Here is a 17,659-nt window from a genome sequence, read left to right as displayed (position 1 = left end):
TCAGACTCCTTGGTATTCGATCAGGCGCAGGTCGACGCGGTCTTCGCCGTCTTCGCGTTGCAGGATGCGCACCGGGGTGGGGACACCGTTGGCGATCCAGAGAATGGTTTCGTTTCTGCCACCGTTGGTCCGGTAGACCCGCAGCGCGTTGTAGGACAGGTCGCCGACCTCGACGTTCTCGGTCTGCGGCGCGGCCTGGTAGTCGTGTTCTCGGACCTTGCCCATGTCCACGTAGCGGTAATGCATGGTGGCGCCCGGACGCGCATCGCGCATGATCGCCAGGTTGATCAGCAGCGCGCTCTGGTCGCCGGCCCGCAGCGGGATCGGCTGCGCGCGCTCCTTCTTGACGTCGCCGGTCCATTGCGCGGTGCCGGCCTGCCAGTTGTAAGTGCCCACGGCCTTCTTGCCCAGGAACAGGCCCTTGCGCACCGTGCTCTGGCTGAGCGGTGCGTAGACGCCACTGCGCTCCTCGAACACCGTGCTCTGCTCGATGTTCAGGCCGAGCACGCTGGCAAAGCCGCGGCGGCCGACCACCTGCATGTCCACGCGCCACTGGCTGCCGCCGGTGTGGGTGACCTGCATGCTGGCATCACCCGCTTCCTTGCCCTTGTAGAAGGCCTGGTAGGTGGCGGTGAACGGCTGCAGCGGCGGCGGCTCCCAGGCCAGTGCCGGCAACAGCGGCACACTGGGCTCGTTCGGTGGCAGCGCAGCGGGTGTGGGCGGCGGGGAAGCCGCAGGCGGCTGCGCCTGGCCCCAGCCCACAGCGGGAAGCACGGCAAGCGACAACAGCAGTGAAGTGGACAGCAGCGTCGTGGTCTTCATGGAGGACAGGAACCGCGGGAGGGGGCAGGATGCCAGCCCCGCAGTCAGCGGGGCGTGTGCAAGAGCGTTACCGGTTCAGGTTTCCGGCGGAATCTAGGGCCAAGGGGCTAAACAGGGGGTGACCGTCCAGCCAGGGCTGACCCTCCCGTTCAGCCAGGCGGCCTTCGCACAGCAGCTGCAGTGTGGCGATCAGCAGCGGATGCTCCACCGCAAGCACGCGTGCGGCCAGCGCCTGCGCGTCGTCGCCGGGCCGCACCGGCACGCGGGCCTGCGCCAGCACCGCGCCGGCATCCAGTTCGGGGACCACCAGGTGCACGCTGGCGCCATGCTCGGCGTCACCGGCCTGCAGCGCCCGCGCGTGGGTGTCCAGGCCCTTGTGCAGCGGCAGCAGCGACGGGTGGATGTTGACCAGGCGGCCATCGAAACGCTGCACGAAGGCCGGACCAAGGATGCGCATGTAGCCGGCACAGACGATCCAGTCCGGCTGTACCGCGGCAAGCGCATCGCCGAGCGCCTGCTCGTAGCTGGCGCGGTCGCTGAATTCCTTCGGTGCATGCGCCCAGCGCAGGCCGGCATCGACACGCAGCAGGGCCTCTGCGGCGGGGCGGTCGGAGAACACGCCGACCAACTCGGCCGACAGGCGGCCGCTGCCGATCGCGTCGAGGATGGCCTGCAGGTTGCTGCCGCGGCCCGAGGCGAGCACGGCGATGCGGGTTGGGGCGGTCATTGCAGGGAACTCCGGCGGATCAGAGGCCAGGTCAGCAGGCTGCCGACGGTCGCCATCAGCATGTCGGCATGCGCATCCCACATGTCACCCTGCTGGCCGTTGTAGGCTTCGGCGGCATCCGGCGACAGCGCCAGCGCGATGGCCCATTCGAACCATTCGTAGACCAGGCTGGCACACATCACTGTCATCACCGCCAGGGTGAAGGCCTGGCCCAGGCGCAGCGCCGGCCACGCATGACGGGCCAGCTGCAGCAGTGCGGGGGTGAAGCAGACGCCGAACAGGAAGTGGATGAGGCGGTCGAAATGGTTGCGCTGCCAGCCGAAGGCCGCATTCGGCGACCAGCCGGTCAGCATCTGCGCCCAGGCGTCGTAGGGCACGTTGGAATACAGCCAGCGCGCCGCCACGCAGTGCAGGGCGATGAAGCCGCAGATGGCGATGAAGGCGCCGTTGCCCAGCCAGCCGCCGCGGCGGTCGACCCACAGCAGCGCGGCCAGACCGACCACGGTCAGCGTGCTGTGCAGGGCCTGCTCGGTGGGCCACAGCGGGTGGATCCAGCTGATCGCGAACACCGCCAGTACGGCGGCGAAAGCCCACTTCTTCGGGCCCGGGAAGCGGCGGGTGGTGGGCGAAGCAGACGTCGGGAGGGCAGGCGCGGACATGGGAAATCGATCAGATGAGGACGGGGCGTCTGCCGGCAGATTCAGGCACTGAGGTGATCACCGCGGTCGAACAGCGCAGCCATCTCCGGCTTGGACAGGAACACCCAGGCATAGGCGGCCAACGCCATGCCCAGTGGTCCAGCCAGCACGCCCAGCCACGCCGCGCGCTGGCACCAGGCCAGCCCGGTGCGATGTGACAGCTGGCGCGCGGTGTGCAGCTGCACGAACCCCAGCACGGCGGCCAGCACGGCGATGGACGCATAGACCGTGGTCAGCATCCAGACATCCTCCAACCCGCGCGACTGGGCCACCCAGCCGCTGAGGCCGAGGAACGCCACTGCGGCGACCCAGTGGAAACCGGCCAGGGCGTAGAACAGCACTCTCAGTGTCTGCAGATGGCTGGTCAGCTGCAGCTGTGCCAGGGTCTGATGCGGCAGCGGCAGCGGCGGCGGATTGCCGGAGGCGGTCATGCGGTCGCGGCGGGAAGGTCGAAGGCGGCCTTGACCTGCGGGCGCAGCAGGGTGATCAGGCTGAACACCCCCAGCACCGTGCCGACCGGCGTGAACAGGCAGGCCAGGCCAGCCGCGATCAGGCACAGCAGATGGCGACGGCGGCGGGACAGGCAGCGGCCGGCATAGGCCACGAACGCGCCCAGCGTGATGCCACCGAACACGACGACGCAGCCGAGAACGGTGAACACCCAGCCCATCAGGCGCTGTTCCTCCAGCGAGGAGGGCTCGCCGCCGGACTTCATCGGCAGGCTGCCGGTCAACGCGGCGATGCCGATCACGATGTGCAGGATGAAGATCAGCGAGAACAGCACGATGAGGCCACCGACCACGTAGTGTGCGATGGCCAGCATGCGCAGGTGGTCGGCATCCTGCGCGCTGAACGGCGGTACCGTCGCCAGCGGCGGCGGCACGGGGGCGGGCGACAAAGGGGGCGTTGCGTCCATGCGGGGCTCCTGGGTTGCCGGCGTCAGCCGATGTGGACGCGTTCGGCGCCTTCGGCGGTGACCACCTGGCCGATGGTCCAGTGCTCCAGGCCCTGCGCCTTGACTGCATCGGAAACGGCAGCCACCTGGTCCGCTGCGACGATCAGCACGAAGCCGATGCCGCAGTTGAAGGTGCGCCACATCTCGCTGTCGGCCACCGCGCCTTCCTTCTGCAGCCACTGGAACACCGGCGGCAGGGTCCATGACGACGCCTGGATGTCCAGGCCGAGGCCGTCGGGCACTACGCGGATGATGTTCTCGGTCAGGCCGCCGCCGGTGATGTGGGCCATGCCATGGATGGCCTCGCCGTGCGACTTCAGCAGCGACAGGATCGGCTTCACATAGAGGCGGGTCGGTGCCATCAGCGCATCGACCAGCTTCACGCCGCCTTCCAGCTCCAGATCGGCCGGGCGACCGGCGCGGTCGTAGATGCGGCGCACCAGCGAGTAGCCGTTGGAGTGCGGGCCGGAGGAGGCGATGCCGATCAGCACGTCGCCGGCGGCCACGCTGGCGCCGTCCTTCAGCTCGCTCTTCTCCACCGCGGCGACCGTAAAGCCGGCCAGGTCGTATTCGCCGGGGGCGTACATGTCGGGCATTTCAGCGGTTTCGCCGCCGATCAGCGCACAGCCGGCCTCGGTGCAGCCGTTGGCGATGCCGCCCACGACCGCTGCGGCGGTGTCGATGTCCAGCTTGCCGGTGGCGAAGTAGTCCAGGAAGAACAGCGGTTCGGCGCCCTGCACCAGCACGTCGTTCACGCACATGGCGACCAGGTCGATGCCGATCGTATCGTGGCGGTTCAGCTGGTGGGCCAGCTTCAGCTTGGTGCCCACGCCGTCGGTACCCGACACCAGCACCGGCTCGCGGTATTTGTTGGACAGGTCGAACAGGGCACCGAAGCCACCCAGGCCGCCCATCACTTCCGGGCGGAAGCTGCGCTTGACCAGGGGCTTGATCCGCTCGACCAGCGCATTGCCGGCGTCGATGTCGACCCCCGCGTCACGGTAGGTGAGGGGGGAGGGGGCGGAAGACGGGGTGTTGGTCACGGGCGTCGGCGCTGGCAGGGGTTGAACGGGCGATTTTAACAGGCCGCATTGGCGCAAAGGCCGTATTCGGGCAACAATTCCCCCGGATACGTCGAGCCAATGGATGTCCTGATGCGCCGCAGCCTGATTCTGACCCTGCTCCTTGCGCTGAGCCTGCCGGTGGCCACGATGGCCCAGAGCGGCCTTCGCACCGAGGGTGATGTCGCCACCGCCAGTGGCGCGTACGAGGCCGAAGTGCCCGTCAACAGCCAAGCCGAGGCCGATCGCAACGGCGCCCTGGCCCGCGCCCTGAGCGTGGTACTGGGCAAGCTGTCCGGCGACCGCAGCGTGATGTCCCGCCCCGGCGTGGTGCAGGCGCTGCGCAACGCCAAGGACTACGTGGCCAGCTACGACTACAAGCAGGACCAGAGCGTGGGCGCCAGTGGCGCCCCCAGCTTCCGTACCCTGCTGGTGGCCCGCTTCCGCGAGGATGATGTCGACTCGCTGGTGTCGGCGCTGGGCCTGCCGCTGTGGCCGCAGCCGCGACCGAAGCCGGTGCTGTGGCTGGCCGTCGACGATGGCAGTGGCCCGCGCCTGGTCAGCGTGCAGCAGGCCAACGCCGCCCGGCCGTTGCTGAACCGCGCCATCGAGCGCGGCTACAAGCTGGGCCTGCCCAGTGGTGGCGCCGCCGAACAGGCGCTGGCGGGTGCGATCTGGCGCCAGGACAGTGCCGCCGTGGCCCGTGCGTCCTCGCGCTACTCGCCGCCGATGCAGCTGATCGGCAAGTTGTACCGCGCCAATGGCGGCTGGCAGGCGGACTGGGTGTTCGTCGACAACGGCCGTGAACTGAACAAGTGGACCAGCAAGGACGCCAACGCCATGCGCGCGATGGCGGCCGGTGCCGACGGCGCCGCCGATGCGCTGGTCAAACGCTATGCCAAGGCCGGCGCCGCCGTCGGTCAGGCCGGGACCTACCGTGTGGTGGTCACCGGCATCAACAGCGCCGACGACTACCTGCGTCTGGCCGCTGGCCTGCGCGAGGTGCCGGTGGTGCGCAATGTCACCCCCCTGCATGCCTCGGCTGGCCAGCTGGAGCTGAACCTGGAGATGACCACCGGCCTGGCCGGCTTCAACCGCATGCTGGGCGACAACGGCGTGCTGGTGCCGAGCGCTCCGCTGCCGGCCCTGCCCGCTCCGATCGACGACACCACCGGTACTCCGGTGGCCGCCCCGGTCAGCAACGAGTACCGCCTGCGATGACTCTGACCCCGGAAGCGGAAATCGCGCAGTTCCTGCGCCGCCTGAAATACATCCTGTTCGCCGGCCTGATCGGCTGGGTGGTGTGGCTGCTGGCGCCGATCCTGACCCCGTTCGTGCTGGCGCTGGCGCTGGCCTGGCTGGGTGACCCGCTGGTGGACCGCATCGAGGCCACCGGCCGCTCGCGCATGACCGGCGTAGTGCTGGTGTTTGCGGCGATGGTGCTGGTGATCGTGGCGCTGCTGCTGGTGCTGGTACCGATGATCGAGCGCCAGATCACCACCCTGATCGCGGTTGCCCCGCAAGCACAGGCGTGGCTGATGGAGAAGGGGATTCCCTGGTTCGAGCAGAAGACCGGCCTGGAAGTGATGCAGTGGCTGGACCCGGACCGCCTGATCGAATGGGTGCGCAGCCACTGGCAGCAGGCCGGCGGCTTCGCCACCACGTTCATGGGCTACGTCTCGCGCTCCGGCTTCGCGATGGTGACCTGGGTGGTCAACATCCTGTTGCTGCCGATCCTGGCGTTCTACTTCCTGCGTGATTGGGACAAGCTGGTCGAGCGCGTGGCGTCGGTGATTCCGCGCAACCACATTGGCACCATCAGCGCGTTGGCGCGTGAGTCCAACGAGGTGCTGGGCGCGTTCATCCGCGGCCAGTTCCTGGTGATGCTGGCACTGGGCGTGATCTATGCCGGCGGCCTGTCGCTGGTCGGCCTCAAGCTGGGCCTGCTGATCGGCCTGATTGCCGGTCTGATCAGTTTCATCCCGTACCTGGGCGCGACCACCGGCGTGCTGATGGCGGTGATCGCCGCGCTGGTGCAGGCACAGGGCTTCGACCTGAAGCTGCTGATCCTGGTCGGCGTGGTGTTCACCGTGGGCCAGCTGCTGGAGAGCTACGTACTGACCCCACGCATCGTCGGTGACAAGATCGGCCTGCACCCGGTGGCGGTGATCTTCGCGGTGATGGCCGGCGGCCAGCTGTTCGGCTTCCTCGGCATGCTGCTCGCGCTGCCGGTGGCGGCGGTGACCAACGTGCTGCTGCGCTACGCGCACCAGCGTTACCGCCAGAGCGAGCTGTACGTGGGCGAGAAGCCGGCAATCGTGCTTGACGGCGTGGTCGATGCGCCCCATATCATCGTTCCGAACGAAAAAGGCCCCGACCTGAAGTGATGGGTGTGCCGCAACTGCCGCTGGCCCTGCATTACCCGCGGGACCAGCGCCTGGAGACCTTCATCGGCGCGCCGGATGGCGCGCTGGCGCAGCTGCGCGCGATCGCGGTGGGTGCCAGCCACGATTGGGTCTACCTGGAAGGTGCGGCGGGCACGGGCAAGACCCACCAGGCGCTGGCGATGTGTTCCAGCGCCGAGCAGGCAGGGCGCCTGCCGACCTATGTGCCGCTGGCCAGTGCAGCCGGCCGCGTGCGTGCGGCGCTGGATGGGCTGGAGGCGCGTGAGCTGGTGGCGCTGGACGGCCTGGACGAGGTTGCCGGCAACCGCGACGACGAGATCGCGCTGTTCGATTTCCACAACCGCGCGCGCGCTGCAGGCGTGACCGTGCTGTACACGGCGCAGAAGGCGCCGGAAGCGCTGGGCCTGGTGCTGCCGGACCTGCGTTCACGGCTGGGCCAGTGCGTGCGCGTGCTGCTGCAGCCGCTGGATGAGGAGGGGCGGGCAGCGGTGCTGCGCGAACGCGCGCTGCGACGCGGCCTGGCGATCGACGAGGCATCCATCGAGTGGCTGCTGTCGCATACCGGGCGCGAACTGGGTGGGTTGATCACGCTGCTGGACTGGCTGGACCGCGAGTCGCTGGCGGCGAAGCGGCGGATCACCGTGCCGTTCCTGCGCCAGGTGCTGGAAGAAGGCCGGCCCCGCTACTGAGGGTGGGTTTGTTTGCAGGGCTGCGCCCTGCACCCGCCGAATCAACGTCAACGTCAAAAGCTGGCCATCTCCGTGGGATGGCGGGGTGGGTCCGGTTGCGGGGGACGCTGCAAGTACGTCCCTGTAAGCTCGGTCGCCGCATCCATGCGGCTCACGCCCCCGCAACCGGACCCACCCCGCCTTCGACAGTTGGCCGCGATCTGCCGGGACTGCGTACTGCACTGCTTACTGCTTACTGCTTACTGCTGACTGCTGTTGGTGGGTGTCGACCTTGGTCGACACGTGTCTTGCTTGTGGTGGGTGACGACCGTTGGTCGTCACCAGAGCAAGCGCAGCGAAGCGACCCGCTTTTGCTTTTCTTTTTTCTTTTCCGTGGCTGGACGCCCACGGAAACTGTCAGAGGCTGGTCGGGTGGGCCATGCAGGGGCGTTGGCGCCATGGATGTCGCCATCGAGCTTACAGGGACGTACTTGCAGCGTCCCCTGCATGGCCCACCCGACCGGCCAAGCACGCGATCCGCGCTACGCGACCAGCCACGAGGGGCTCAGCCGTTCGCCGCCAACTCAGCATCCAGCGCACGCAGGCGATCCACGGTGCCGACATCGGTCCAGCGCCCGCGATGGTGCTGCCCGGTCATCAACCCCTGCGCCATGAAATGCTTCTGCAGCGGCACCACCGAGAACTTCGGCGGCAGCCGCTCGCTGCCCGGCGCCTCGCCGATCACCGTGCGCCAGTCGGCCACGATCGAAGGACGGTACACGCCGATGCCGGCATAGGTCAGGCAGGGGCCTTCGCGATCGTGGTGCAGCACCCCCTGCGTATCGAGGCGGTAGTCACCGTGCGGGTGCTGAACCGGATTGTCGACCAGCACCAGGTGCGCCTGGCCCCGCGGCTCGCGCGGCAGCGTGGCGAAATCGAAATCGGTCCAGATGTCGCCGTTCACCACCAGGAACGGGGCATCGCCCAGCACCGGCAGGGCGTTGAGGATGCCACCGCCGGTCTCCAGCGGGGTCGCTCCTTCGTACAGGAAATGCAGGTGCAGGCCCCATTGGCTGCCATCGCCCAGCGTCGCCGGGAACTGTTCGGCCAGCCATGCGGTGTTGACCACCACCTCGCGCACGCCGAGTGCGGCCAGGCGTTCCAGGTGCCAGACGATCAACGGCTTGCCAGCCACTTCCAGCAGCGGCTTGGGCGTGTGCAGGGTCAGCGGGCGCATGCGCTCGCCGAGGCCGGCGGCAAAGACCAGCGCCTTCATCGGGCCACGCGCATCGGTGCACCCAGCCCGGCCAGCGCCGGCTTGATGCGCTCGTCCAGCAGCTGCTGCAGCGGTGCCAGTTCCCGATAGCGCGGCAGCACTTCATCCAGATAGGTGATGAAGCGCGGTGCGTCGTCGAGGTAATGGCCCTTGTTGTCGCGGTAACGCAGCCGGCAGAACAGGCCCAGGATCTTCACGTGGCGCTGGATGCCCATCCAGTCGGCATCGCGCAGGAAGGTGGCGCGGTCGGGCACCGGCAGGCCGGCGTCGCGGGCACGCTCGTGGTACTGCGCCAGCCACTCGTCCACACGCTCCAGCGGCCAGCTAAGGAACGCGTCCTTGAACAGGCTCATCGCGTCGTAGGCGATCGGGCCGCGCACCAGGTCCTGGAAATCCAGCACTGCGGGACCATTTTCGACCGGCATCAGATTGCGCGGCATGTAATCGCGGTGGGTCATCAGCTGGGCCTGGCCCAGCGCGTTGTCCATCAAGCGGCGGTGTACCAGCTGCAGCCCTTCGATCTCGCCACAGTCCAGCTCCAGGTTCAGGTGGCGCTGCAGGAACCATTCGTCGAACAGGCCGGCATCGCGCTGCAGCAGCGCCTCGCCAAACTGGCCGAAGTCGGCCGGCACCGGGATCGCCTGCAGGCGCAGCAGCTGTTCGATCGAACGGCCGAACCATTCATCGGCGTTGCGCTCGTCGAGGATCCTGGCCAGGGTCGGGCCGCCGAGATCTTCCAGCAGCAGGAAGCCGGCATCCAGATCCTGCGCCAGCAGCATGGGCACGCGCAGGCCGTTGTCGTGCAGCAGGCCGCGCATGCGCAGCCACGGCCTCGGATCTTCCAGCCCCGGCGGGGCATCCATCACGATGTGGCTGCCGCGCGTGCTGGTGGTGCGCCAGTAGCTGCGCATGCCGGCATCGACCGAGGCGCGTTCGACCACCGCGTTGGCATCATCGAGCTGGGTACGGGCCCACTGCAGGCGCTGCGCGCTGCGCTGGGGATCGGAGGCGGGTTCGGTCATGCAGGCATATCCGGGCGCGCCGGGCGCGCCAACGTCGGGAACAGGAAGGGAAGGAGGGACGGGGTCAGCGACGGCCGCTGAACAGGCGCAGCACGGCCAGCACGGCCACCGCACCCACTACCGCACCGAGGAAACCGGCCGGCTCACCGGGGGCGTACCAGCCCATGTACTGGCCGAACCAGCCGGCGACCAGGGCGCCAAGGATGCCCAGCACGATGGTCAGCAGGCAGCCCATGCGGTTGTTGCCGGGCATGAAGAAACGCCCGAGCAGGCCGACGAAGAAGCCGACCAGGATGATGTAGAGCCAGCTGCTGCTGCCGAACAGACCATTCATGCGCGCGATTTCCACCAAGGGTGGACGCAGCCTAGCAAGGCCAGGCTGCGTCCGTCACGGGTGCCGGATCAGCAGCAGCCGTGGTCGCCGTGGCGGGTGCCGCTGTCGGCAGCCACCGGCGAACCGCTGGTCTCGCCGCGCAGGCTGGCTGCGTAGTGCTCGCTGATCACCTTGGACACGCAGGCGGTGACCTTCTTGCCCATGGGGATGTGCAGGAACTCGTTCGGGCCGTGCGCATTGGAGTGCGGGCCGAGCACGCCGGTGATCATGAACTGGGCACCGGGGAACTTCTCGCCCAGCATGCCCATGAACGGGATCGAGCCGCCTTCGCCCATGTACATCGCCGGCTTGCCGAAGAAGGCCTGGCTGGCGTCGTCGATGGCCTGGGTCAGCCACGGCGCCATCGCCGGGGCGTTCCAGCCGGTGGAGGCCTTTTCCAGGTCCAGGCTGACCTGCGCGCCATTCGGCGGGTCGCGCAGCAGCGCTTCCTTCAGCAGCTCGCCGCAGGTCTTGCCATCGGCCGTCGGCGGCAGGCGCAGCGACAGCTTCACCGAGGTCTGCGGGCGCAGCACGTTGCCGGCCGATTCCAGCGGCGGCATGCCGCCGACGCCGGTGACCGACAGCGCCGGGCGCCAGGTGCGGTTGAGCACCAGCTCGGTGAGGTCCTCGTTCATCGGGCGCAGGCCGTCGACCATCGGGAACTTCTCGAAGATCTCGGTATCCACCACTTCGGCGGCGCGCTTGGCCTGTTCCAGGCGCTCGGCCGGGATCTCGACGTTCATGCCGTCGATCAGGATGCGGCCGGTCTCCTGGTCTTCGATGCGCGAAAGGATCTGGCGCAGCAGGCGGAAGCTGGACGGGATCACGCCGGAGGCATCGCCGGAATGCACGCCTTCGTTGAGCACCTTCACGGTGAAATTGCCGCCGGTCAGGCCGCGCAGCGAGGTGGTGCACCACAACTGGTCGTAGTTGGCGCAGCCCGAATCCAGGCAGACCACCAGCGACGGCTTGCCGATGCGGTCGGCGAGGTGGTCGACGTAGGCTGGCAGGTCGTAGCTGCCCGACTCTTCACAGGCTTCGATCAGCACCACGCAGCGCGCGTGCGGCAGGCCCTGGGCCTGCAGCGCCAGCACGGCGGCCAGCGAGCCGAAGATGGCGTAGCCGTCATCGGCGCCGCCGCGGCCATACAGCTTGTCGCCGCGCAGGACCGGGGTCCACGGGCCGAGGTCGTCGTCCCAGCCGGTCATTTCCGGCTGCTTGTCCAGGTGGCCGTAGAGCAGGATGGTGTCGTCGCCGGTCTCGGCGCCGGTGGCCGGAATTTCCAGGAAGATCAGCGGGGTACGGCCTTCCAGGCGCACCACTTCAACCTTCAGGCCGGGCAGCTGCTGGGCCTTGGCCCAGCTCTCCATCAGCGTGACCGCCTGTTCCATGTAGCCGTTCTGCACCCAATTGGCGTCGAACATCGGCGACTTGTTGGGAATGCGGATGTAGTCGACCAACTGCGGGACGATCTCGCTGTCCCACTTGTCATTGACGAATTGGCCGAGCTTGGCGCTGTCCATCTGAAACTCCGGTTGCATGGGCTGATCCGGCCATTCTACGCCTGTGCCACGGGTAGGGTTTTTCCTACATCACGTCGGGTATTTGGCTGGCTTACGGAAATCCGGGAAACCGATAGGCTGTGTGCATGTGGTGACGGACACTGTTCCTGCCGACGGGATTGCCGGTCGGGGCGGCCAGAATCACAAGGAGATACACGTTGTGCCTTGGTTTGTCGTGTTGAGGGCACTGGTGCTGGTCATGGGGATCGCTGGGGCGCATGCCGCCGAACCGATCGACATCAACCGCGCCGATGCCCAGGCGCTGCAGCAGGGATTGACGATGGTCGGAGCCGCCAAGGCCGAGGCGATCGTTGAGCACCGGCGCAGACACGGCCCGTTTCATCGCGTCGAGGACCTGACGCAGGTGAAGGGGATAGGGAAAGCAATCGTCGAACGGAATCGACAGCGGATAACCGTAGGCAACAGGTTGTTGCCGGCGGATCCGGTACCCGGATCGGTACCGGTGCGAACCGTACCGAGGCGCTGACAGCAGGAATCGTCGGAACCGGCAGGAAGCTGGTTCAGCGGTCACGGACAGGACGGCCGTGACCACCGACCGCCGCAGGACGCGGCACCAATCACCAGGATGGTGGCATCACAGACCTGTGGAAGGGGCTGAGATACAAACAGGACAGACGCGGCCGCGTGCAGGATGCAACGCTACCCCCACAGCGCAGGATGCGAGGGGGCGGCAGCAGGCCGACAAGGACGTAACGATTGCCCGGTACGACACATGGCTGTGTCGCCGGGCAGTTTCATTTCCGGCGCCTGGTTTTGCCGCGGCCACCACGGGCCGATGGTGTACGGTGGCCGCACCGCATGGAAAGGACCCCCGCTGGATGCTCCCGCACCGCCCCACCACCCTGATGCTCGCCCTTGCACTGGCCCTGCCGCTGCTGGCCCATGCCGCTGCGCCGACAGCGGCTGGCAAGCCCACGGCTGCCGCAGCCAGCAGCGCTGAAGTGCGCGGGCCGACCGACCTCAAGCCGGGCGAATACCTCTGGCATCCGGAAATCTCGCCGACCGGCCCGATCGTGCTGGTGGTCAGCCTCGATGAGCAGCGCGCCTACGTCTACCGCAACGGCATTGCCATCGGCCTGACCACGATCAGCTCGGGCAAGGCCGGGCACGAGACGCCAACCGGCGTGTTCACCATCCTGCAGAAGGACAAGGACCACAGGTCCAACCTCTACAACAGCGCGCCGATGCCGTACATGCAGCGGCTGACCTGGGACGGCATCGCCCTGCATGGCGGCAGCCTGCCCGGGCATCCCGCCTCGCACGGCTGCGTGCGCCTGCCGCAGGCCTTCGCGCAGAAGCTGTTCAGCGAAACCCAGCGCGGCGATACCGTGGTCGTAGCCGATGCCAAGAGCTCACCGATGACCCTGGCCTATCCGTCGGTGCTGGCGCCGGTGAACGCGCGCGGCCAGGCCCTGCCGGAGGCCGAGGGCGGAGCCCCGGCACAGGCCTGGTGGGACGACAGCGCGGCGCCGGCCGGGCAGGTCGGCATCCTGGTCAGCCTGCACGACCAGCGCCTGTACGTGCTGCGCGATGGCGTGATGATCGGCGAGTCGCCGCTGAAGGCTGACGCCCTGCCGGCGTTCCAGGGCACCACGCTGTTCGTGATGGGGCAGGGTTACAGCGACACCCCCAGCCCGCTGGACGTGAACCAGCGCCTGCACCAGTGGACGGCCTACCCGTTGCTGGGCCAGGACCGTGCCCAGGCCACGCCGGACCTGCTGGCCACGCCCTCGCTGCCGATGGCGCTGCCGGCCGATTTCGCCCGCCAGCTGTACCAGGTGCTGGTGCCGGGCACGACCCTGCTGGTGACCTCGCTGCCGGCGGTCCGCCCAAGCCCGGCTGAATCCGGAATGCAGCCGGTCTTGGAATCCGAGCCGCCAGGGTCCACCCTCAAGGGCAACTGAGTGCCCTCGTTGTGCCCATGACTGCATCCCGCCTGTGCCGGCTGGCCGCGTTCGGCCTGCTGGCGACCTCGGCCAGCGCCCCGGCGCTGGCACAGACGCCCGCCCTTGCCACCAGCGCCGATGATCTGGCTGCCCTGCTGTCGCGCAGTGCGCCCAAGGCCGACCGCCACGTGTTGCAGCTGGCGGCGCACGCCATGCGCTGTGCGCTGCAGCGGCCGGAACTGGGCATCAATGGTGATCGCCTCAGCGTGATCGACTATTCGCGCCCGTCCACCGAGCCGCGCCTGTGGGTGTTCGACCTGGCCCACCAGCGCCTGCTGTTCGAGGAGTGGGTGGCGCATGGCCGCAACAGTGGCGAGAACCGCACCGAGCACTTCTCCAACCGCGATGGCAGTTTCATGTCCAGCCTCGGCGCGTTCACCGCGCAGGAGACCTACATGGGTGGCAATGGATATTCGCTGCGCCTGGCCGGGCTGGAACCGGGCTTCAACGACCGCGCGCGTGACCGAGCCATCGTCATCCATGGTGCGCCATACGTGAACCCGGCTGCCGCGCAGCTGCAGGGGCGGCTGGGCCGCAGCCTGGGTTGCCCGGCGGTGCGCCTGTCGGTGGCCAGGCCGCTGATCGATGCGTTGCGTGGCGGCACGATGGTGTTTGCTTACTACCCCGACCAGGATTGGCTGAAGCACTCGCAGCTGCTGGCCGGCGGGTGCGGTGGCCAGGGCACGCTCGCCACGCGGTGATGCACGACGGCGTGCGGCATGATGCAATGCGCCGATGAACATCGACTCCCTGCTGCACACTCCGAGCCAGGTGATCTCCAGCCTGGACTACCGCCGCGAACGTTGGCGCAACGGCCTGGGCTGGACCCGCGAGATCCTGCGCCTGCCCGCGCAGGGCGATGACTGGGCGCTGCGCCTGTCGGTGGCCGAAATCGAACAGGATGCCGCGTTCTCTGCCTTCCCCGGCGTGGAGCGCGAACTGGTGTTGCTGCAGGGCAATGGCGTGCGCCTGCGCTTCGACGATGGACGCGTGGCGGAAGTGCTGCCGCCACACGGACGAGTGCGGTTTGCTGGTGAGGAGACACTGCATGGGGAACTGGTCGATGGCACCACCCACGACTTCAACCTGATGTGGAAGCGCGAGCTGCTGCAGGCCGAACTGCTGCACCGGCCGCTGGTGGGCGCGATGTTCTTCTTCTGCGAACCGGGCGTGGCCTGGGCGCTGCATCTGCTGGCCGGTCAGGCGGAGTTTGGTGCCGACAGCGGGCTGCCGGCGTTGCAGGCGGGCGATACCGCATGGTTGGCGGCCGGCGAACGTCAGCGGCACGCATTGCAGGGCGGTGGCGAGTTGCTGGCGATACGGGTCAGTGCAGCAGCGGGATGATTCCTGGGCGCGGGTGGGCGCCATCCACGCATGGCGTGGCTGCGGCCGCCGATGCCGCGTCATGGTGCGAACCAAGGTTCGCACCCACCAGAACGCGGTTCGCACCCACAAGAGGGCGGTTCGCGGGCGTCGGTGCGTTCAGTAGATCCACGCCATGCGTGGATGGGGCAACCTCAATACACATCGCGCCGGTAACGACCGGCCAGCAACAGCGCTTCCTTGCCCGCAGTACCCAACACCTGCTCGATCACCGCATCCACCGCCGGGGCCATGCCCTGCAGGCTGCCGCAGACCAGGATCGTCGTGCCTTCATCCACCCACTGCCGCAGCGTTGCCGCTTCGGCCAGCAGCCGGTCCTGCACATAGCGATGCGCGCCGCCATCTCGGCTGAACACCGCATCCAGCCGCGCCAGCGTGCCGTCGGCCAGCATCGCCTGCAGTTCTTCACCGAAGTGGAAGTCGTGCGCGGCGGTGCGCTCGCCAAACAGCAGCCAGGTGCGGCGCGCGCCCTGCAGGGCGCGTTCGTGCAGATGCGCGCGCAGGCCGGCGATGCCGGTGCCGTTGCCGATCAGCAGCAGCGGCACATCGGCGGGCACGCCATGGAAATTGTCGTTGCGGCGCAGACGCAGCTGCACCGGTTCGTCGATGGCCGCGTGGTCGCACAGCCAGCCACTGCCGATGCCCGGTGTTCCATCGGCGCGCAGTTGGCGGCGCAGCAGCAGCTCCACCGCACCGTCGGCCATCACCGAGGCGATCGAGTACTCGCGGTGCGGCAGCGGCTGCAGGGTCGCCAGCAACGCAGGCAGATCACCCGGGGGAACCAATGAGGGCAGGTGCGAGCGCGCGACGCGTGCCAGCAACGTCTGTCCGTCATCCAGCACGATGTCCGCGTCAAAGCGTTGTGTGTCCAGCCAGGCACGCACGGTGTGCGATGCGTGCTGTGGGCCGATCTCGGCGATGTCACCGGCTTGCCATTGCGCATCTGCATCGGCTGGGGGTTGCAGGCGCAACCAATGCACGGGGCCGCCGGGGCTGCCCGGGTTCAGATGCTCGCGTTGAAGCAGCGTCCACGGCTGGTACTCGGCCGGACTCCAGTCGGGCAGTTCGCTGGCGTTACCGCCGAGTTGTCCCAGCAACTGCTGCCAATGACGCAGCGCCGCCGGATCGGCGTTGTCGACTTCGATTGCATCGAACAGTGGCTGCGCGCCGTGCTGGCGCAGCCATTGGTCGAGCTGGTGACCGAATCCGCAGAAGTGGCCATAGCTGCGGTCGCCCAGTGCGAGCACGCCGTAGTGCAGATGCTGCAGCGAGGGCGGCGTGGCCATTACCCCGCGCAGGAACGGCAGGGCGTGGTCGGGCGGATCACCTTCGCCGGTGGTGCTGGCGATGAACAGCGCGCGCTGGCTGCCGGCCAGCAACACGGCGTCGACCTCATGCAGTCCGCGCACGCGCGCTGGCACGCCGGCTCCGCGCAGGGCCTCGGCACTGCGTTCGGCCAGTTCGCGGGCAAAGCCGGTCTGGCTGGACCAGGCCAGCAGGATGGGCGCGGAGTCTCCGCTTGCGGCATCGTCGCGCGGGCGCCCACGCCACCACAGCGCAACGCAGGCCAGCGCATACAGCGCCGTGGCGAGTACCGCGATCTGAAACTGCCGCGCCGGTGGCGCACTCTGCCACCACGCTTCACCGAGGTGCAGGCGCAGCAGCGCCCAGCCGATCAGCGCCAGCAGAAGCAGGACCAGCGCGTTGCCGAGCCACGCGCGCGACGGCCGGGTACTCATGGGCTCTGCTCGTCGAGCAGGCGCTGGAAGGCGCTGCTGAGGAATTCCTGCGGGCCGTCTGCTGCACGCTGCAGGTAGCGTGCAGCCAGGCCTTCGCGCTCGGCCAGCGCCATGCCCTGTTCGCGGCCCAGCACGGTCAACGCAGTGGCCCAGGCATCAGCATGCATCGCATCATCGGCAACCACCGTCACTGCCGCCGCAACCTGCCGCACCGGTCTGCCCGAACGCGGGTCCAGGCTGTGACTGTAGGCCTCGCCATCGACCTGGTACTGGTGCCAGCGATCGCCGGAGGTGGCCACCGCCTTGCCCTCCAGCGCCAGCACCCGCGGCGGGGTATTGGTGTGCGCATCTTCTTCCGGCGCGGACTCCACCAGCACGCGCCACGGCTGGCCGTCCGGTTTGCGGCCGTAGCCGGCCAGTTCGCCGCCGACTTCGACCAGCGCGGCAGTGATGCCCTGTGTGCGCAGCCACGCAGCGACATGGTCGACGCCAAAGCCCTTGGCGATCGCGGAGAGATCCAGTTCCAGCCCGCCCGGTTGCAGCAGCGCATCGTCCTGCCATTGCAGGCGCTGCCAACCGCAGCGATCGCGCGTGGCCTGCAGGGTAGCGTCGTCGGGCTGGCGGCGTTCACCGGCATGTGCACCGAAGCCCCACAGTGCAACCAGCGGACCGACGGTGGGATCGAAGGCGCCGCCACTGGTGGACGCGATCGCCTGTGCGCAGGCCAGAACGTAACGAGTCTCGGCCGGCAGCACGCCCCATTGGCCCGCGTCGGCGCGGTTGTAGCGGCTCAGGTCCGAACCGGGCTCCCAGGTACTCATCTGCGCGACCACTTCGTCCAGCCGCGCCTGGATGCCGGCGTGCAGCGGGTGCAGGTCGCGCTGGCGCGGCGCGACCAGCGACACGCTCCAGGTGGTGCCCATGGTGGTGCCGCCGAGGCGGGCGATGTCGAGCAGGGAGTCGGTCATGGTGATGCGTTGCGGGTGCGATGCCGGGCTGCC

Annotated in this window: 19 protein-coding genes; 7 read left to right on the top strand and 12 right to left on the bottom strand. The window is 68.3% G+C overall.

Annotated features, from left to right (window positions below; genetic code table 11):
* The 6 genes from AC5P60_RS03885 to purM all read right to left on the bottom strand — a co-directional run bounded on the left by AC5P60_RS03885 (position 1) and on the right by purM (position 4,245).
* Positions 1-822, bottom strand: coding sequence for a DUF3108 domain-containing protein (locus AC5P60_RS03885; protein ID WP_005412504.1), 822 nt, complete (start codon positions 820-822; stop codon positions 1-3).
* A 67-nt stretch (positions 823-889) separates the two neighbouring features.
* Entirely contained in the window at positions 890-1,549 is a 660-nt protein-coding gene (gene purN / locus AC5P60_RS03880; RefSeq protein WP_049403274.1) for a phosphoribosylglycinamide formyltransferase, read from the bottom strand.
* Entirely contained in the window at positions 1,546-2,208 is a 663-nt protein-coding gene (locus AC5P60_RS03875; protein ID WP_049403273.1) for a DUF2238 domain-containing protein, read from the bottom strand. Before AC5P60_RS03875 ends, purN begins: the two co-directional genes overlap by 4 nt.
* 41 nt (positions 2,209-2,249) lie before the next feature.
* Positions 2,250-2,678: a hypothetical protein gene (locus tag AC5P60_RS03870; RefSeq protein WP_483693020.1), complete on the bottom strand. Its 429-nt coding sequence runs from the start codon at positions 2,676-2,678 to the stop codon at positions 2,250-2,252.
* Positions 2,675-3,163, bottom strand: a complete 489-nt coding sequence (locus tag AC5P60_RS03865; protein ID WP_005408404.1) for a hypothetical protein — start codon at positions 3,161-3,163, stop codon at positions 2,675-2,677. The genes AC5P60_RS03870 and AC5P60_RS03865 overlap by 4 nt, the downstream gene beginning before the upstream one ends.
* A 23-nt stretch (positions 3,164-3,186) precedes the next feature.
* A complete protein-coding gene (purM, locus tag AC5P60_RS03860) occupies positions 3,187-4,245 on the bottom strand; it encodes a phosphoribosylformylglycinamidine cyclo-ligase (RefSeq protein ID WP_005412508.1) in 1,059 nt (352 codons plus the stop codon).
* 99 nt (positions 4,246-4,344) lie between these two features.
* On the opposite strand from purM, the gene AC5P60_RS03855 reads away from it, so the two are divergent.
* Genes AC5P60_RS03855 through hda form a run of 3 tightly spaced genes read left to right on the top strand, consistent with a single transcriptional unit; the run spans position 4,345 to position 7,357 of the window.
* The gene (locus tag AC5P60_RS03855) at positions 4,345-5,484 is read left to right on the top strand and encodes a DUF2066 domain-containing protein (protein ID WP_049403272.1); all 1,140 of its coding nucleotides are present in this window, start codon (positions 4,345-4,347) and stop codon (positions 5,482-5,484) included.
* Positions 5,481-6,650, top strand: coding sequence for an AI-2E family transporter (locus AC5P60_RS03850; protein ID WP_005408407.1), 1,170 nt, complete (start codon positions 5,481-5,483; stop codon positions 6,648-6,650). Before AC5P60_RS03855 ends, AC5P60_RS03850 begins: the two co-directional genes overlap by 4 nt.
* Positions 6,650-7,357, top strand: a complete 708-nt coding sequence (hda, locus tag AC5P60_RS03845; RefSeq protein WP_005408408.1) for a DnaA regulatory inactivator Hda — start codon at positions 6,650-6,652, stop codon at positions 7,355-7,357. The genes AC5P60_RS03850 and hda overlap by 1 nt, the downstream gene beginning before the upstream one ends.
* A 544-nt stretch (positions 7,358-7,901) precedes the next feature.
* On the opposite strand, the gene murU is transcribed toward hda, so the two are convergent.
* The 4 genes from murU to AC5P60_RS03825 all read right to left on the bottom strand — a co-directional run bounded on the left by murU (position 7,902) and on the right by AC5P60_RS03825 (position 11,530).
* Positions 7,902-8,612: an N-acetylmuramate alpha-1-phosphate uridylyltransferase MurU gene (gene murU / locus AC5P60_RS03840; RefSeq protein WP_231522603.1), complete on the bottom strand. Its 711-nt coding sequence runs from the start codon at positions 8,610-8,612 to the stop codon at positions 7,902-7,904.
* The gene (locus AC5P60_RS03835; RefSeq protein WP_423373239.1) at positions 8,609-9,634 is read right to left on the bottom strand and encodes an aminoglycoside phosphotransferase family protein; all 1,026 of its coding nucleotides are present in this window, start codon (positions 9,632-9,634) and stop codon (positions 8,609-8,611) included. The genes murU and AC5P60_RS03835 overlap by 4 nt, the downstream gene beginning before the upstream one ends.
* 64 nt (positions 9,635-9,698) lie before the next feature.
* Complete coding sequence (locus AC5P60_RS03830; protein ID WP_005408411.1) at positions 9,699-9,968, bottom strand: GlsB/YeaQ/YmgE family stress response membrane protein; 270 nt, start codon at positions 9,966-9,968, stop codon at positions 9,699-9,701.
* Between the two features lie 68 nt (positions 9,969-10,036).
* Positions 10,037-11,530 carry a M20 family metallopeptidase gene (locus AC5P60_RS03825; protein WP_111173503.1) on the bottom strand — a complete coding sequence of 498 codons (1,494 nt, stop codon included), beginning with the start codon at positions 11,528-11,530 and terminating at the stop codon, positions 10,037-10,039.
* A 199-nt stretch (positions 11,531-11,729) separates the two neighbouring features.
* Here AC5P60_RS03825 and AC5P60_RS03820 point away from each other — a divergent pair, with 199 nt between their 5' ends.
* The 4 genes from AC5P60_RS03820 to AC5P60_RS03805 all read left to right on the top strand — a co-directional run bounded on the left by AC5P60_RS03820 (position 11,730) and on the right by AC5P60_RS03805 (position 14,880).
* The gene (locus AC5P60_RS03820; protein WP_024958219.1) at positions 11,730-12,056 is read left to right on the top strand and encodes a ComEA family DNA-binding protein; all 327 of its coding nucleotides are present in this window, start codon (positions 11,730-11,732) and stop codon (positions 12,054-12,056) included.
* Positions 12,057-12,408: 352 nt separating this feature from the next.
* A complete protein-coding gene (locus tag AC5P60_RS03815; RefSeq protein WP_483723588.1) occupies positions 12,409-13,494 on the top strand; it encodes a L,D-transpeptidase in 1,086 nt (361 codons plus the stop codon).
* Between the two features lie 17 nt (positions 13,495-13,511).
* On the top strand, positions 13,512-14,237 hold the full coding sequence (locus AC5P60_RS03810; RefSeq protein ID WP_005408415.1) for a murein L,D-transpeptidase catalytic domain family protein: 726 nt from the start codon (positions 13,512-13,514) through the stop codon (positions 14,235-14,237).
* 34 nt (positions 14,238-14,271) lie between these two features.
* Positions 14,272-14,880 carry a HutD/Ves family protein gene (locus tag AC5P60_RS03805; RefSeq protein ID WP_005412516.1) on the top strand — a complete coding sequence of 203 codons (609 nt, stop codon included), beginning with the start codon at positions 14,272-14,274 and terminating at the stop codon, positions 14,878-14,880.
* Positions 14,881-15,053: 173 nt separating this feature from the next.
* Here the strand turns inward: AC5P60_RS03805 and AC5P60_RS03800 are convergent, their stop codons facing one another.
* Positions 15,054-16,658: a sulfite reductase subunit alpha gene (locus tag AC5P60_RS03800; RefSeq protein WP_483693015.1), complete on the bottom strand. Its 1,605-nt coding sequence runs from the start codon at positions 16,656-16,658 to the stop codon at positions 15,054-15,056.
* Positions 16,655-17,626 carry an FAD:protein FMN transferase gene (locus AC5P60_RS03795; protein WP_033835582.1) on the bottom strand — a complete coding sequence of 324 codons (972 nt, stop codon included), beginning with the start codon at positions 17,624-17,626 and terminating at the stop codon, positions 16,655-16,657. Before AC5P60_RS03795 ends, AC5P60_RS03800 begins: the two co-directional genes overlap by 4 nt.
* Between the last annotated feature and the right edge of the window lie 33 nt (positions 17,627-17,659).

The organism is Stenotrophomonas sp. YJH_SMC_120, assembly GCF_059368675.1.
This window is presented reverse-complemented; position numbering and strand designations above follow the sequence as displayed.